The sequence below is a fragment of the Micromonospora chokoriensis genome, assembly GCF_000718555.1.
Taxonomy (GTDB): Bacteria; Actinomycetota; Actinomycetes; order Mycobacteriales; family Micromonosporaceae; genus Micromonospora; species Micromonospora chokoriensis_B.
Genome location: NZ_JOAN01000011.1, coordinates 99,637 through 115,513 on the forward strand (window position 1 = coordinate 99,637; position 15,877 = coordinate 115,513).

Below are 15,877 nucleotides of genomic sequence, written 5' to 3' on the forward strand. Positions count from 1 at the left end.
GCACCGATCAGCGGGCCTGGGCGGCGGCCCTGATCCGGCGTACCGCCTCGGCGGCGCCCTCGTTCCAGGGGGCGCCGTGGCCGGGGAGGATCCACGTCGCCCCCAGGTCCTCGATGCGGGTGAGCGAGGCCAGCGCCAGGGTCGGGTCGTCGGTGAACGGCGCCGGCTGCGGGCCGGGCCGGCCGGTAAGCACGTGTCGGGTGGTGAGCGCGTCGCCGACGAACACCGCGTCCGCGATCGGCACGTGTACGGCGATGCTGCCCGGCGAGTGACCGGGCATCCCGATGACGCGCGGAGCGCCGGGCAGGTCGAGCACCTGACCGTCCTGCACGGCCACCACCTCGCTGAGGTACGTGGTGCGCAGCCCGCCCTTGCGGCCGGCGTACAGCATGAAGCGGGCCGTGGCACCCACCTTGAACGTCCCGAAGGACGCCTTGGGCCTGACCTCGCCGCGGGCGCGGGCGGCATCCGCTTCGTGCACGTAGACCGGCACTGCGTGGTCGCGGCGGAGTCGCTCGGCGAAGCCGATGTGGTCGGTGTCGCCGTGGGTGAGGATCAGACCTCGGATGTCGGCGAGCGAGCGACCCATGCCGGAAAGCTCCGCCACCAGCTCCGACCAGTGACCGGCGAGGCCGGCGTCCACCACGGTGACGCCCTCGTCGGTCTCGATCAGGTAGGCGGCGACGATGTCGTTGCCGATGCGGTGCAGGTGTGGCCCGAGCTTCATGGTGTCCTCCCGAGGTAACGTCGCTCTCTGATAGCTATGATAGTTAGCCATCATGGCTAAGGTCCATAGCTATCATGAGTGACGGTCGTCGCCCACCCGCAAGGAGCCACCACATGCCGACCCCCGACCGGACGTCCCTCGCCGACATCGTGACGGCTGCCCGCCAGATCCTGGAGTCGGAAGGCCTTCCACGCCTGACCATGCAGGCGGTCGCCGAGCGGGTGGGCGTCCGCGCCCCCTCGCTGTACAAGCGGGTCCGCAACCGCGACGCCCTCATCCGGCTCGTCACCGAGGCCACCGTGCACGACCTCGGCGAACAGCTCAGCGCCGTCACCGGCAGCGGCGATCCGCGCCAGGACCTCGCCGAGCTGGCACGCGCCTTCCGCACGTTCGCGCACGCCCAACCGGCCAGCTACCACCTCATCTTCGCCAACGGCCCGGCGGAGACCCGTCCCAGCCTCGACGCCCTCACCTTGGCCAGCACCCCCGCCCTCCGCGTCGCCGCCGACCTCGCCGGGCCCGAGCACGCCCTGGCCGCCGCCCGCACATTGACCGCCTGGGCCAACGGCTTCATCAGCATGGAGTTGGCCGGCGCCTTCAACCTCGGCGGCGACCTCGACGACGCCTTCGAGTTCGGCATCGACCGCCTGACCGTCGCACTGAGGGCCCGGGCTGGATGACCACCGCCGCAGCGCTCGTCGGATCACCGATGCCGGCCACCCCTGGCGTGCCTCCCACCAACGGGCCGTCCGACGTGGACCGGCCGTGGTCCGAACAGTGTCGGGGTACGCCGGGCGGCGACGTCCTCGATCCAACCGAACAGCAGCACCGCCCCGGCGGTCAGGAGACACACCCCGGTCAGCCGTAGCGCGATCGAGGCGACCGAGTTGTACGGGAGCACCGGCGCGAGCAGCAGGAACATTCCGAGGGTGGCCGGGATGTGCCACAGGTAGATGGTGACCGCTCGGGCGTTGACCAGCCGGAGCGCGCCGCCCAGCGGCACCCGGCCGACGAACCGAGGCTGAACTCTCAGCAGCACGGCGACGAGGGCCATCGACCACAGCGTGGTGCCGCCCGCGATGTGGTTGAGGTCGGCGGCCCGGCCGGTGACGACGGCGGACACCACCCACGTCCCGCCCGCCCCGGCGAGGCCGGCGACGAGACAGCCGTACCAGCGCCACGGGACGCGGCGCAGCAGCCGATCGTGGTGGGCGAAACCCATCAGCCAGCAGGACAGGTAGGCGGCGACGAAGTAGCCGGCGTGCACTCCGGCGAGGTGCATCCCGATCGGCAGCGCGGTGGCGACCGCGATGCTGGGCCATGGCCAGCGGCGGAACACGCGCAGCAGGACCGGGGAGAGCAGCACCAACCACAGGTAGGTGACGACGTACCAGAGCCCGATCTGGAACGCCCAGGCCCAGGACGGCCCGCCCACCGGGGGCACCCGCAGCGGCAGGACCCACCAGAGCAGTTCACCCCAGTCGGCCATCCCGTCCGGCAGCGGCCGCCATCCAGCAGTGCAGAGCACCGCCAGGGTGATCACGCCGAACACCCAGAACGGCAGCAGCAGCCGGCGCAGCCGGCGGAGCACCGCCGACGGGCCGTGCCGGTCCAGCGACGCCGCCATCAACGAACCGGCGATGCCGAACATCAGACCCATCGCCGGCACCAGCAGGCTGAGCCAGAGCCAACCGGTGACGTGGTAGAGCATCACCCGGACCAGTGCGACCGCGCGCAGCAGGTCCAGGTAGCGGTCCCGGTCCGACGCGGGCTCGCGGGACCGGACGGCTCCTGCCGTCGCCCCGGTGCCAGGAGCGATCACCCTGGGCGCCCAACCAATGACCACAAGGCACATTAACGCCACAACTGGGACAATTTACGTTTCTCGCTATAAATCGGCTGACCAGAGCCTCAGCACCCCGACGCTCGTTCCGGGCGCAGCGCGGTGCCGACAGCCGACCTATGTCCGGGGTGGTGCCGTCGAGGCACGGACCACGACCTCGGTCGGCAGGATCAGCGCCGTCCGGGTGAGCGCCGGCCGCAGGAGCATGCGGACCGCCTCCGCGCCCTTGCGGGCGTGCGGCTGCCGCACCGTGGTCAGGGCCGGGCTGGCAGCGGCTGCCGCCGGCACGTCGTCGAAGCCGACGACGGAGAGATCACCAGGGACGTCGATGCCGCGACGGGTGGCTTCGGCGATGACACCGAGCGCCAGCCGATCGCTCATCGCCAGGATCGCCGTGGGCGGCTCGGCGAGATCGAGCAGGGGCACCGCGGCAGCGGCCCCGTCGGCCTCCTCGACCCCGCGGGCCGCCACGACGACGATCCGGCCACCGCCGCCGAGCGCGGGGCCGAGCGCGTCCCGGTAGCCGTCGAGGCGGGCCCGATTGGCGACGTACCCGGTGGGCGCGTCGAGCCCGGCGGTCACCACCGTCGTCGCCGAGTGGCGGGCCAGGGCGAAGCTGATCACGCCGATCCGGCGGTGGCCGAGGTCGACCAGGTGCGCCGCCGCCGCACGGGCCGCGGCCCGGTCGTCGATGCCGACGTACGGCTCCCCCGGCGTCACAGGAGCGTCGAGCCCGACGACCGGCAGCCTCCGGGCGCGCAGCAACTCCCGCCGCTCGGGCTCCAGTGGATCGCAGAAGGCGACGAACCCGTCCACGAGCGCGGTGGGGACGACGTCCGGAAGGCCGGGCTCGGCGCGGGGAACCAGCACCAGTGAGGAGCCGCGCTCGCCGCAGACCCGGGCGACGCCGGCCATGGTCAGACGCGCCGCCGGGTCCTCGAAGAGGTATTGCAGCGGCTCGTGGATGATCAGCCCGACGGCGCCGGTCTGGCCTCGGCGGAACGTGTTGGCGATCGGGTCGGGACCGGGATAGCCGAGGTCCCGTGCCGCGATCAGGATCCGGTCGCGCAGCTCGCGGCTGAGCTGATCGGGCCGGTTGAAGGCGTTGCTCACCGTGGCCTGGCTGACACCGAGCGCTCGCGCGACGTCTCGCATCCGAGGGGGTGGGTCGCTGGGCATTGGAGCACCTCCCTGCGTTGTGCCGGTCCTCTGATACGTATAAGTTAGCCAGATGACCGTCGATGTCGCGGACGGCCTACACGGCCGTACCAGCGGCGAGTGGCGCGTGCCGGCGGTCGCCTTCGCGGTCAACGGCGCACTCTACGGGAGCCTGCTCACCCGCTATCCCGAGATCGCCGACCGGGTGTCCGCCAGCGAGACCCAGTTCGGCGTGGTGCTCTTCGCAGCGGCGATCGGTGGGTTGCTCGGTTCGCTGGTCGCCCCGCTGCTAGCCCGCGCCGTCGGTGAGCGCTCGGCCACGCTGCTCGCCGGGGCGGGCTACGCCCTGCTCGCCGTCGGCGTGGCGTGGGCGCCGCAACTGATCCTGCTGGGCGGGTCGCTGCTGCTGCTGGGCATTCTCGACGGCGCGCACGACGTGGTGATGAACGCCTTCGCGGTCCGGGTGCAGCAGCAGCGGGCCACCACACTGTTGGGCCGGATGCACGCCACCTGGTCGCTCTCGCTGGCCGGAGCAGGCGTGCTCGGAACGATCGCCGCCGGGCTCCGGGTGCCGGTGGCCCTGCACGTCGGCATCGCCGCAGCGGTGGCGCTGATCGTCCAGCTCGCGATCGCCCTCGGCCGCAAGGGGATGGTGGCCGAGGGCCCGCCCGCGCCGGCCCCGACGGTTGACGGTCCGGAGCGACCGGCGCGTTCCGGCGGCCGGCTGCTCTATGTGCTGCCGGTGCTGGGGCTCGCGGCGGTGGCCGCCAGCTACGTGGAGAGCCCGGGGCAGGAGTGGACCGGGCTCCTGCTGAGCCGCGGGTTCGACGCGACACCACAGGTGGCGGCCGTGGCGCCGGTGCTCTTCGGCGCTGGCCTGCTGGCATCTCGCCTGTTGCTGGACGCGGCGGCGTCCCGGGTCGGCCAGGCGAGAGTCGCCGCGGTCAGCGCCGCCACGATGATGGCCGCCGTGGTCGCCGGCCTGCTGTGCACACTCGCCGGCGCTCCGGTGTGGTGGGCGCTGGCCGCGGTGGCCGTGGCCGGCTTCGGGGCCGGGCCGGCCTTCCCCCTGCTCTTCGGCGCGGCGGATCAGCTCAGCGTGCGACACGGCATCCCCCCGGCCCGGACGGCGTCCATGGTCTCGGCGTTGTCCCGGGTCGGCGCCATCTCGGCGCCGATCGTGGTCGGGCCGCTGACCGACGCTTTCGGGATGGTGATGGTCTTCGCGATCATGGCAGTCGGCGCCGCGCTGGTGCTGGGCGCGCTGCCACGGGCGGTCCGGTGACCCGGCCGCCCACACGACACGGTCCACGTACACCGGCTGGTGGCTGCCCACCTCGACCCGGTTGGCGGAGGTAGCCGACGCCGCCCCACGGCCGCGCGTCAACGGACAACTTCCAGTGTCCGGTCCAGTTCGAGCTGGCGCACGGTGAGCGCTGTGACTAGGGCTTGGACAGGATGACGCGGACGAACGAGTACGTTCTTGTCTAGATCTACTTGGCACTTTCTATGGCCTGTGCCGCTGCTGGGTGCTCGACTCGGGTAGCCTCGCCTGCCTTCCCTCGCCAAAAAATAAGACGATTGCGGGTGGTGAGGGTGTGGGGGTGGTCGGGTCCGAGGACCCGCACCTGGTCGGTGAGCAAGTCGGCGCAGGCGGTGGCGGCACTGGCCGGATCCCCGGCCTCCCCCCGCCAACGGGCGAGGTTGCCGCGGGTGGCGAGGGTGTGAGGGTGGTCGGGTCCGAGGACCCGCACCTGGTCGGTGAGCAAGTCGGCGCAGGCGGTGGCGGCACTGGCCGGATCCCCGGCCTCCCCCCGTCCCCCCGCCAACGAGTGAGGTTGCCGCGGGTGATGAGGGTGCCGGGGTGGTCAGGTCCGAGGACCCGCACCATGTCGGTGAGCAGGTCGGCGCAGGCGGTGGCAGCGCCAGCCGGATCCCCGGCCACGCCCTGCCAATAAGCGAGGTTAGTGCGAGTGGCAAGGGTGCCGGGGTGGTCAGGTCCGACGACTCGCACCATGTCGGTGAGCAGGTCGGCGCAGGCGGTGGCAGCGCCAGCCGGATCCCCGGCCACGCCCTGCCAATAAGCGAGGTTAGTGCGGGTAGTGAGGGTGTCGGGGTGGTCGGGTCCGAGGACCTGCAGCCGGTCGGTGAGCAGGTCCGCGTAGGCGGTGGCGGCGCCGGCCGGACCTGCAGCCGGTCGGTGAGCAGGTCCGCGTAGGCGGTGGCGGCGCCGGCCGGATCCCCGGCCTCCCCCCGCCAGCGGGCGAGGTTGTGGCGCGTGGTCAGGGTGTCGGGGTGGTCGGGTCCGAGGCAGCGCGCGGTGGTAGTCGAACGCGGCGCTGACCTGACCAGTCTCACCGAGACTGCGTCCTGCCCTGAACAGCACCCGGTGGCCGCCGTTGTCGGAGTCCCACAGCAGTAGGCCGGCGTGGGTGTTGAGGGCGTCGGTGTTGGCGCGCAGGGTCTGCCCGAGTTCAGGGTCGCGTTCGATGTCTGGCCAGATCTCAACTAGGGCGTTAGCGGTGGTTATGGCCAGCGCGGCAGCCTGAGCGGTTGGGGTGGCCTCCCGCACCACGCGTTGTAGGAGACCGTGCACCCGTGCGGTCCGGTTAGCCGGATCGTGGGTGATGAGGTTGAGCCGGTCCAGGTTATCCAGGGCGTCGGTGGCGTCCTCACCGTCGGCTGGCCGACCGGCTCGGGAACGGGTGGCGAGGTAGCCAAGGATGGCGGTAGTGGTGAACACGTCGGTCGGGATGCCGTTGGGGTTGAGCAGCGCGGCTAGCTCCAGCACAGGGCGGGCCACCCCCACTGGCGCGAACTCGTCGGCGCGTGCGATCGACAGGGACCAGGCCACCGCGATCGGGCCAGAATGCTCGTCCGGTAGCGCTTCGGGGGTTAGGTCGGCGAGTTCGCGAGACTGGTCGGCGAGCCGGCGGCGGTAACCGGCACAGGTCATGCTCCTGCGGTCGAGGATGTAGGCGGCTGCCTGCGCCAGGGCGAGGGGTAGGTGCCCGAGGTCCTCGGCCAACTCGGCGGCCTGGTCCAGCCGTGCCGGGTCGCTGCCGAGTTTGGCACGCAAGTAGGCAACGCACTCGGCGGAAGTGAACAGGCCCACGTCGACTACTCGCCGGCCGGCGACCAGAGCCGCGTCCCGGCGTCGGGTGGTGACCACTGTCCGGCCGAAGGAACCGGCCGGCGGCCACAGGCCCCGCAGGTCGTTCGGGTCGGCGACATCGTCAAGGACGACCAGCCACCGCCGTCGCGTGGCGGCGAGCCAGGCCAGGAACCGTGCAGCGCCCTGATCCGGATCCTCATCCACCACTCCGTGGACATCCGCAGCGGCCTGCGAGTACCCGGTGATGGTGTTCGATCGTGAGGTTGCAGTGACCCAGACGAGCAGGTCGAGTTCTCGACGCTGCCACATCCTGTGCGCAAGCCCGGCGGCGAGCTGGGTTTTGCCGACGCCGCCCAGGCCGGTCAACACCTGACACACGACCACCGCATTACCACCGGCGGTGGCGGCGTCCAGTTCCCCATCGGCAGGGCGTTCCTGCCGGCAGTCGACCAGCGCCGGTACCACACCGACCCGGTGGGGCCAGATGACCTGCTGGCGACCGTTGACCGTGACCGGACCATGGAAGATGCCGGCCAGCCCTTGATTGGTGCCGATGCTGAACTGCGCAGGGTCGGTGTTGGTGTTACCGGGGGCGGCTGACCCTAGACCGTCCCCGGTGCGGCCGGGGGGATCTGTCTCCCCTGGTTGAAGGTCACCGGGGCGTGGAATCCACCGACCGCGCCATAGTTGTTCGTCACCGTGTAGGTCCCAGCCTGCGTCCCGATCGGGTCCGCCAGCCGGAGCACGGCCCGCGCCGCCGTGAGAACCTCGCTGTCGAAGGCGGCCCCGGAGGCTGTCAAGTCGTCGCCGATTCGGGCCTGCCACACCCCCGGCTGCTCCTCATCGGCTGCGAGCGCGGCCACCACCTGAGCACGGCCAGCCAATCGCCGAACGAGCAGCCTCTTCAACCCGGCGTACGCGTCCTGCACCCCGCTGCCAATGCCTGCGGTCGCCGCAGCGGCCAACGCCGCCACGATCAATTCCACACCGGTCACAGGAGCCCTCCACCGAAGTCTCGAACAGGCCACCCATTGTGACATCACGTTGTCACGTGATCACCATCAGGAGTTTGGATACGTCCCGGCAGGCACCCATCCCGGCCTCCTCACCCGGCCGGTGCTAACAGCCTTGGACGGTGCCAACTTCACGTGGACCGGAGTGCGCCACGAAGCATCACGCAATCGAGTGGAGGTGAAAGACCTTCGCCGCCGGGCCGTCGCAGCGGCTGGGTGAAGCTGGGGGCAGCCTGATCCGGGGAGCGCCGGGGAGGGTGGAGAGCAGCCCCGACAACGGCGGGACGTGCCGGTACGACCACACAGGCTGCACCGCGCTCCACGCCGCAGACGCCGGCTGCTCCAACAACCGCCTCAACCGTCCGGTGCCAACACCGGGCACCGGCTGTAACTCGTCGAGCTCACCGGCAAACGCCCAAGCCGCCACCAGCCGCGCCATCGGCCCGGTCGGGGCGAACAGGTCCGACAGCCAGCCACCGCAGCGACACTCCCCGACGGTGCACCTTCGGAGTCACCGCGCCGACCGATGCAACAGCCGATCCATCTCCGCCGCCACCGCGTCAATCCGCTGCACCGCCGTCGCCCAGTCGGCCGCCGCACCGACTCGGACCTGGTTCATCGCAGTCCGCGCCACGAACAGCCCACGCTGGACCGCCGCCAGCTCAACGATGGTGACGCTGCTACCGGTGGTGCCGCCGTCATCGCCGGGCCGGGCCGCGGCCAGCGCCATCTCGGCGACGTAACCCGTCGGCGTCAACCCACCGCCGCAGCAGCCTGCCGTACCCCGACGTACTCGTCCTCGCCCAGCCGCAGGGGGCTCCGACGAACTCGACCTGAAGCCCGCGACCGGTTCTGACCCGCCCGGACAGCCCCACGATCCATCGATGCCATCGCGGCACCGTAGCGAGCCATGACCCCAAGGCGACGGACACCGTGTGCCACTTAGCCCGGATTCGTGCCACTGTCCGTGCCACCTAGCCCGGATTGTGCCAACTTCGCGCGAACAGGACATCCAGCGCCCAGATTCGCTGGGCGATGTCAGACCCGTCGATTAGAATGTATGTACTAATCGAGTTCCTGACCTGGGAGGACGCCCATGACCGCGCCCGCCTCCACGCCCCTCACCCCCTACGCCACGCTGCTCGGTTTCACCCGCTACGTCGACCGCACCGGCCCCACCAAGGCGACCTTCGTGGGCGGGCTGCGCAAGCAGCGCGCGAGCCGGTCCGGCTTCAACCCGCACGGCCAGTTCGTCAAGGCGCTCAAGGCCGACATCGCCTTCCACACCGGCGGCACGCACCTGACCGGGGTGGTCGACGTGGTCAAGCCCCGCTGGCGCCCGCTCTACCAGGCGCTCGTCCCCGGCGCTACGACCTGGCTGCACTCCCTCGGCGAGCCGGCCGCCGTCGATCTCGCCCAGACTCGCGACGCCCTGGCCATGCTGGGCGACCTGCCCGTCAAGATCAACCTCCACTTCGGGGTACGCCACGCTGACGGCCACGCCGAAGCGGTCCGCCTGCACTTCGACGAGACCCCACCGAGCGAGGAGTCGGTGCTCGCCACCCTGCACCTGATGGCTCGACACATGGACGCGGTGCTCCCGCACGCCGAGCCGGTCCTGGTCGACGTCCGACGCGGCCAAGCCCACCGCATGCCCACCGACGCCAAGCCCGACCAGATCGAACGTTGGCTGTCCGGCGAAGCCGCCGCCTTCCGCGCCATCTGGTCCACCGCCGCCTAACCCCCACCCTCCCCACCGTCGCCCCTCGCCCTCGCCCGGCACGATCGCGCTCGAACATGGAAGTAGTGGCCTCCCCATCCAGGGAGGCCACTACTTCATGGATCGAGCGCGATCACGAGCGGGTGCCCTCGGCGCTCGCGGTGCCCGCGATGATTAGGCGGCGGGAAGGTACTTGGTCAGGTCGTCGAGGATCTTGTTGGCGGCGCCGACGCCGATGCCGGTCATCCAGATCTCGTCGGAGACGGGGTACGCCTTGCCGGCCTTGACTGCGCCGAGGCCCTTCCAGAGGGTGCCGCCGGCGACCTTGGTCTGCTCGGCGGCGGCCTTGTCGCCGTACGCGGTCACGAAGATGACGTCACCGTCGACCTCGTTGATCCGCTCGGGGCTGACCAGGTCGAAGCGCTTGTCCTCTTTGTTGGCGAGCAGCTGCCGCTCGGGGCGGCCCAGGCCGGTGTCGCCGATGACGATGCCGGAGAACGAGTCCGGGCCGTACACCCGAATGTTGCCGGGCAGGAAGCGCACGATGGAGACCTTGCGGGAGGCGGCGTTGCCGAGCGTCGCGCCGAAGTCCTTGGCCCGCTTCTCGTACGTGGCGAGCAGATCCTTGGCCTGCTGCTCGCGGCCGAGCGCCTTGCCGTCGAGGAGGAAGTTCTCCTTCCAGGTGATGCCCACCTTGTCGGTGAACACGGTCGGCGCGATGGCGGCCAGCTCGTCGTAGAACTTCTCCTGGCGGAACTTGCTGCCGAGGATGAGGTCCGGCTTGAGCGCGTTGATCGCCTCCAGGTCGGGCTCGGCGAGCACCCCGACCTCCTTGATGCTGGCGAGCTTGTCCGCGCCGAAGTACGTCGGCCAGCTCTTCGCCTCACCGGCGGTGGCGGCGCCGACGGGCGTGATGCCCAGCGAGAGCGCCGTGTCGATCTTGTCGGTGTCGAGCACCACGACGCGCTTGGGCTCCGCCGGGACCTTGGTGGTGCCCATGGCGTGGGTGATCTCCCGGGTCTCCCCGGTGGTGGAGCCGGCGACCGGGTCGCTCTCACCGCAGGCGGTGAGTCCGACGCCGAGGGCGGCGGCCGCGGCGAGAGCGGCGACGAGACGACGCATCAGAGTCCTTTCGAGGGGTACGAGCCGGTGAGCGGGTTGGCCGCATCGCCGGTGGGGGGTCGGGCGTCCGGCACGGACGCCGTCGACGAGGAGGGGTCACCCGCGCCAGCGGACACGACGACCGGGCCGCCAGGAGCGCCAGCGGGCGGGGCGGCGGGGCCACCGGTGTACGCGGGCACCACCAGCGGCGCGCCGGTCACCGGGCAGGGCACGACCACGCAGGCCAGCCCGAAGACGTCGCGGACCAGGTCGGCGGTGAGGATCTCCCGGGGCGCTCCGGCGGCGACCACGGTGCCGGCGCGCATCGCGACCAGGTGGTCGGCGTAGCGGGCGGCCTGGTTCAGGTCGTGCAGCACGGCGACCACGGTGCGGCCCCGCTCGGAGCGCAGCCGGTGCAGGAGGTCCAGCACCTCGACCTGGTGGGCCAGGTCGAGGAAGGTGGTCGGCTCGTCCAGCAGCAGGGCGTCGGTGTCCTGGGCGAGGGTCATGGCGATCCACACCCGCTGCCGCTGCCCACCGGAGAGGCTGTCCACCGGTCGGTTGGCCAGGTCGGTCACGTCGGCGAGGGCCATCGCCTGGTCCACCGCCGCGCCGTCCTCCGACGACCACTGCCGCCACCACCGCTGGTGGGGCTGCCGGCCACGCCCGACCAGGTCAGCCACGGTGACGCCCTCGGGCACCAGCGGGCTCTGCGGCAGCACGCCGAGGCGGCGGGCGACCTCCCGGGTCGGCAGGTCGCGGATGGCGGTGCCGTCCAGCAGCACCGTGCCACGGCGGGGGGTGAGCAACCGGGCCATCGTGCGCAACAGGGTGGACTTGCCGCACGCGTTCGGCCCGACGATCACGGTGAACGCGTCGGTGGGCAGGTCCAGGTCGAGTCCGTCGAGCACCGTCCGCTCGTCGTAGCCGGCGACCAGGTCGCGGGTGGAGAGCATCACACGACTCCTTGAGGCGTCACGACGACCGCCGCCGACCACGCAGCAGCAGGAAGATCAGGTACGGGCCGCCGATCGCGGCGGTCAGCACACCGGCGGGTAGTTGGGTGGGTGCTAGCAACCGCCGGCCGGCCAGGTCCGCCAGCACCAGCAGGAGCGCGCCGAGCAGCGCCGCGCAGACCAGCGGTGGCCGTTCGGCGCGTACCAGTCGACGAGCCACCTGCGGGGCGACCAATGCCACGAAGTCGACGGCGCCGACCTGGGCGGTGACCATCGCGGCGATGAGCACGCCGGTGCCGGCGAGGCCGATCCGGCGGGCCACCGGGCGCAGGCCGACGCCTCGGGCGGTGTCGTCGTCCAGGGCGGTGCTGTTCAGCGCCCAGCCGGCCCAGGCCAGCACCGGCAGCAGCACCAGCAGCGTGCCGGCGATCCAGGCGGCCTCGGTCCAGCCCTTGCCGGCCAGGGTGCCGATCAGCCAGATCTGCGCGCGCAGCCCGTCGATCGGGTCGGCGGTGAGCATGACCACCTCGGTGAGCGCCCGGAAGCCGAACGCGACCGCCACCCCGGCGAGCACGAACCGCTGCGCGGCCAGCCCGTGCCGAGCACCGAGGGCGAACAGCAGCACCGCCGCGAGCAGCCCGCCCACCAGTGCGGTGGGTGCCACCAGCACCGCGGCCATTCCGCTGGTCAGGGCAATGGTCGCGGCGAGGCCGGCGCCCTGGGTGATGCCGATGACGTCCGGGCTGGCGAGGGGGTTGCGAGCCACGCTCTGGATCAGCGTGCCGGCCACCCCGAAGGCGGCGCCGGCCACGGCCGCGAGCACGACCCGCGGCAGCCGAAGATCAAAGACCACCAGGTCGTACGGGGTGCCGGCGCCGGAGAGGGAGCGCAGCACGTCGGCCGGGGCGACGTACGGGGTGCCCAGCGAGAGGCTGAGCACGACGGCCAGCAGGAGCAGCACGGTCAGTACGGCGGCCACCAGCACCGCGCGGCGGCGGATCAGCAGGCTGATCGGGCCGACCCGCAGCAGCGTGCGCCCCGGCAGCCCGGCGCGGACGACGCCAGCCGGGCCGGCGGAACGGTTGGTGGTCGTCACGCGGTCACCACCCGGGCGCGGCGGACCAGCACGGCCAGCAGTGGCGCGCCGATCAGCGCGGTGACGATCCCGGCCGGTATCTCGCCGGGCGGGGCGACGAGCCGACCGACGATGTCGGCGGCGAGCAGCAGCGCCGGCCCGAGCAGGGCGGAGACGGCGAGGGTCCAGCGGTGGTCCGCACCGACCAGGGCGCGCGCCAGGTGCGGCACGGCGAGCCCGACGAAGGCGACCGGCCCGGCGGCGGCCACCGCGGCACCGGTCAGCAGCACGGCGGCGAGGCCACCACCGAGGCGGACCAGGCCGATACGGTGGCCGAGACCACGGGCCACGTCGTCGCCGAGTGCCAGCGCGTCCAGACCACGTGCCACCAGGGCGGCGAGCACCAGCCCGACGAGAACGAAGGGCAGCACCTGCGCGACGACCGACAGGTCCCGGCCGGCCAGCCCGCCGACCACCCAGAAGCGGTACTCCTCGAAGGTGCGGGCGTCGATGCTGAGCAGCGCGTACACCCCGGAGGCCAGGCTGGCGTCGAGCGCCGCGCCGACCAGCGCGAGGGTGACCGGGCTGGCGCCGTCGCGGGCCCGGGTGGCAATGGCGAAGACCAGCAGGCCGGCGATCAGGGCCCCGGCGATGCCGAACCAGACGTACCCGGCGAGCGTGCCGATGCCGAAGACGGAGATCGCGAGCACCACGCCGAACGACGCTCCCGCGCTGATGCCGAGGATGCGGGGCTCGGCGAGAGGGTTGCGGGTGAGCGCCTGGAACAGCACCCCCGCCACGGCGAGCGCGAGCCCGACGGCGAGGCCGAGCGCGGTACGCGGCATCCGCAGCTCACGGACGATGGTGCTGGCGTCGCCACCGTCCGGCGCGACGAGCGCGTGCCAGACCTGGTCGACGCCGAGTTGCCGGCTGCCGAGCGCGAAGCTGGCCAGCACGGTGAGCAGCAGCACCAACGCGGCACCGACGGTGACGACCACCCGGCGACCGGTGCGGGTGCCGGACCGGTTGCGGGCCGGGGCCGGCCGGGTGGCGAGGGTGGTCACGAGTCTCCTGCATGTTCACGCTTAGGTTCGCCTAACCTTAGCCGAGCTGCGGAAAGGGGCCTAACCGGAGTCTGTCAATACCGCCCCGGGTCACCCCGACCCGCCCGACGAGCCACCGTCGCCGCCCGACGAGCCGCCGTCCCCGGCCGCCGCGCCACCGCGCGGCAGCACGTTCAGCGGTCGCATCATCTCGTTGTCCTCGTGCTCCAGGAGGTGGCAGTGCCAGGCGTACCGACCCGGCAGGTCGAAGTGCGCCTTGATCCGGGTCACCTCCCACGGGTACGCGAGCACCGTGTCCATCCACCCCCGCTCCCCCGGGCCGGGCTGCGCGCTGCCCGAGTGCCCCCGGCCGAGCAGCTCGAACTGGACCTGGTGCAGGTGGACCGGGTGCACGTGCCGGGTGAAGTTGCGCACCTCCCAGACCTCGGTGTCGCCGAGGACGGGCTGCTCGGTCACCGGGTCGCTCCAGCGCAACGGCCGGCCCCGGCCACGCTCGTCGAGGACGCCCAGCAGCATGATCATCGAGCCGCCGGAGATCCGCTCGTTGAGCGACAACCGGCGCACCCGCTGGGCCGGGCCGAGCCGTGGGTGCGACGGCAGCTGTAGCCGCTCCGGTGGCACGCTCGGGTCCGCGCCGGTCGCGTCGGTGACCACGAAGCGCAGCACCTGCCCGGTGGTGTGCGGGTCGGCCGGCGGGAAGTCGACCCCCGGCCGACCGCCGCCGTACATCCCGTCCGGTCCCTCGTTGACCAGGTACAGCTCGGTGCCGGCCGGCACGTCGGTGAAGTCGACGATCGCGTCGACCCGCTGGGCGGGACCGAGCGCCAGGCGCTCGTGCGGCACCGGCTCGGGCAGGAAGCCACCGTCGCTGCCGATCTGCCAGACCGGCAGCACCGGGCGGGCCGGCCGCGCGGTGGCATTGGCGACCACGCCGAGCAGCAGGAACCGGCTGTTGCACCCGTTGAGCAGCCGGAACCGGTAACGGCGACGCTGGACCGTCAGCGAGGGCCAGGTGCGCCCGTTGACCACGATGGTGGAGCCGGAGTACCCGGGCACCCAGATCGGGCCGTCGGGGTGCGCCGAGTAGCCGCCCGGATAGAAGAGCTCACCGTCGGCGCTGAAGCTGCGATCCTGGATCATCAGCGGAATGTCGTGGTATGAGGTGTTCGGCGGATCGCCGGGGGTCGGCGCCGGGCCGGGCAGCACCGCGTCCGGCAGGTCGTCCCCGCTGAGCAGGTAGAACCCGGCCGGCCCGGCGTAGACGTTCTGCCGGGTGAGCCCGAGCGTGTGGTCGTGGTACCAGAGGGTGCAGGACCGCTGGTCGTTCGCGTACTCGAAGGTGGCCGAGCCCGGCGCCCAGCGCAGGCCGGAGTGCTCGGCGAAGCGGGACCGGAACTCGCGGTACGCGCTGCCGGTCACGGCGAAGTCGGGCGGCAGGTCGCGGGCCGCCGGCAGGTACCACGCCTCGGAGTGCCCGTCGCTCTCCTGGGCGCTGTGCGCCCCGTGCACGTGCACAACCTGGGGCACCGGCCCGCGATATCCCTGCGGGCCGCCGTCTGACTGCCCGTGGCGGTCCCGGTACTCGGTGCCACCGGCCGGGTTGGCCCAGTGCAGGGTGGGATCCACCGGCAGCAGGTGCGGCAGGTAGTCGCCCCGGTCGTCGACGAGCTGGTTGACCCAGGTCACCCGGACCGGGCGGCCAACCCGGGCCACGATGCTTGGCGCGGGGCAGCCGAAGCTGCCGGGGTGGGCGGTGGAGCCGTAACCCCACACGGTGGTGCGCGGCCACGACGGCGGCAGGATCTGCTGGCGGAACTGTCGTACCGCGATCACGTACTCGTCCCGCTCCGGGCCGGTCGCCACCGCCGGCATGGCCGGCGGGATCCGCAGCGGCGTGACGTACTTCGGGATCTCGCCGGCGTCCAGCGCCGCGAGCGCCCGACCGGACGCCGAACCGCCCGCCGGGACCAGAATCGCGGCGCCGCCGGCGGCACTGGCCGCGAGCAGCTGTCGCCTGGTGACCATGCCGCACCTCCGAATCGCACCGGACCTCGGTACGAGAATGAGATTCGCAAACTGCGACAGGGCGGATAGAAGGCAGATGA

Annotated in this window: 15 protein-coding genes and 1 pseudogene; 4 read left to right on the plus strand and 12 right to left on the minus strand. The window is 72.1% G+C overall.

Annotation, left to right across the window (positions count from 1 at the left end; genetic code table 11):
- Positions 1-7: 7 nt before the first annotated feature.
- Positions 8-727: an MBL fold metallo-hydrolase gene (locus IF46_RS0116255; protein ID WP_030489193.1), complete on the minus strand. Its 720-nt coding sequence runs from the start codon at positions 725-727 to the stop codon at positions 8-10.
- 113 nt (positions 728-840) lie between these two features.
- Between IF46_RS0116255 and IF46_RS0116260 the strand changes: the two genes are divergently transcribed.
- Positions 841-1,407 carry a TetR/AcrR family transcriptional regulator gene (locus tag IF46_RS0116260; protein WP_030489194.1) on the plus strand — a complete coding sequence of 189 codons (567 nt, stop codon included), beginning with the start codon at positions 841-843 and terminating at the stop codon, positions 1,405-1,407.
- Between the two features lie 23 nt (positions 1,408-1,430).
- Here IF46_RS0116260 and IF46_RS0116265 read toward each other — a convergent pair whose 3' ends face one another.
- Positions 1,431-2,549, minus strand: a complete 1,119-nt coding sequence (locus IF46_RS0116265) for an acyltransferase family protein (protein WP_051723944.1) — start codon at positions 2,547-2,549, stop codon at positions 1,431-1,433.
- 138 nt (positions 2,550-2,687) lie between these two features.
- Positions 2,688-3,749 (minus strand): LacI family DNA-binding transcriptional regulator, encoded by a 1,062-nt coding sequence (locus IF46_RS0116270; RefSeq protein WP_232234059.1) that lies wholly within the window; start codon positions 3,747-3,749, stop codon positions 2,688-2,690.
- A 52-nt stretch (positions 3,750-3,801) separates the two neighbouring features.
- Between IF46_RS0116270 and IF46_RS0116275 the strand changes: the two genes are divergently transcribed.
- A complete protein-coding gene (locus tag IF46_RS0116275; RefSeq protein WP_051723945.1) occupies positions 3,802-5,013 on the plus strand; it encodes an MFS transporter in 1,212 nt (403 codons plus the stop codon).
- Between the two features lie 208 nt (positions 5,014-5,221).
- Here the strand turns inward: IF46_RS0116275 and IF46_RS35740 are convergent, their stop codons facing one another.
- Positions 5,222-5,482 carry a tetratricopeptide repeat protein gene (locus IF46_RS35740; protein ID WP_420063573.1) on the minus strand — a complete coding sequence of 87 codons (261 nt, stop codon included), beginning with the start codon at positions 5,480-5,482 and terminating at the stop codon, positions 5,222-5,224.
- A 164-nt stretch (positions 5,483-5,646) separates the two neighbouring features.
- A pseudogene (locus IF46_RS32570) lies at positions 5,647-7,152 on the minus strand (tetratricopeptide repeat protein); the annotation flags it as partial.
- A gap of 3 nt (positions 7,153-7,155) precedes the next feature.
- Here IF46_RS32570 and IF46_RS34800 point away from each other — a divergent pair.
- Entirely contained in the window at positions 7,156-7,443 is a 288-nt protein-coding gene (locus tag IF46_RS34800) for a hypothetical protein (protein ID WP_198041454.1), read from the plus strand.
- A 2-nt stretch (positions 7,444-7,445) separates the two neighbouring features.
- Here IF46_RS34800 and IF46_RS0116285 read toward each other — a convergent pair whose 3' ends face one another.
- Together IF46_RS0116285 and IF46_RS33315 are read right to left on the minus strand one after the other, a co-directional pair.
- Positions 7,446-7,838 carry a hypothetical protein gene (locus tag IF46_RS0116285; RefSeq protein ID WP_051723946.1) on the minus strand — a complete coding sequence of 131 codons (393 nt, stop codon included), beginning with the start codon at positions 7,836-7,838 and terminating at the stop codon, positions 7,446-7,448.
- 529 nt (positions 7,839-8,367) lie between these two features.
- On the minus strand, positions 8,368-8,613 hold the full coding sequence (locus IF46_RS33315; RefSeq protein WP_157563068.1) for a hypothetical protein: 246 nt from the start codon (positions 8,611-8,613) through the stop codon (positions 8,368-8,370).
- Between the two features lie 339 nt (positions 8,614-8,952).
- Between IF46_RS33315 and IF46_RS0116300 the strand changes: the two genes are divergently transcribed.
- Positions 8,953-9,597: a hypothetical protein gene (locus IF46_RS0116300; RefSeq protein WP_030489200.1), complete on the plus strand. Its 645-nt coding sequence runs from the start codon at positions 8,953-8,955 to the stop codon at positions 9,595-9,597.
- A gap of 153 nt (positions 9,598-9,750) precedes the next feature.
- Here the strand turns inward: IF46_RS0116300 and IF46_RS0116305 are convergent, their stop codons facing one another.
- The 5 genes from IF46_RS0116305 to IF46_RS0116325 form a co-directional block, all read right to left on the minus strand.
- Positions 9,751-10,698, minus strand: a complete 948-nt coding sequence (locus tag IF46_RS0116305) for an ABC transporter substrate-binding protein (protein ID WP_030489201.1) — start codon at positions 10,696-10,698, stop codon at positions 9,751-9,753.
- Entirely contained in the window at positions 10,698-11,633 is a 936-nt protein-coding gene (locus IF46_RS0116310) for an ABC transporter ATP-binding protein (RefSeq protein ID WP_030489202.1), read from the minus strand. The genes IF46_RS0116305 and IF46_RS0116310 overlap by 1 nt, the downstream gene beginning before the upstream one ends.
- A gap of 19 nt (positions 11,634-11,652) precedes the next feature.
- Positions 11,653-12,729 carry a FecCD family ABC transporter permease gene (locus IF46_RS0116315; protein WP_232234061.1) on the minus strand — a complete coding sequence of 359 codons (1,077 nt, stop codon included), beginning with the start codon at positions 12,727-12,729 and terminating at the stop codon, positions 11,653-11,655.
- Positions 12,726-13,772, minus strand: a complete 1,047-nt coding sequence (locus IF46_RS0116320; protein WP_030489204.1) for a FecCD family ABC transporter permease — start codon at positions 13,770-13,772, stop codon at positions 12,726-12,728. The genes IF46_RS0116315 and IF46_RS0116320 overlap by 4 nt, the downstream gene beginning before the upstream one ends.
- Before the next feature lie 90 nt (positions 13,773-13,862).
- Positions 13,863-15,797, minus strand: a complete 1,935-nt coding sequence (locus IF46_RS0116325; RefSeq protein WP_030489205.1) for a multicopper oxidase family protein — start codon at positions 15,795-15,797, stop codon at positions 13,863-13,865.
- Positions 15,798-15,877 lie beyond the last annotated feature (80 nt).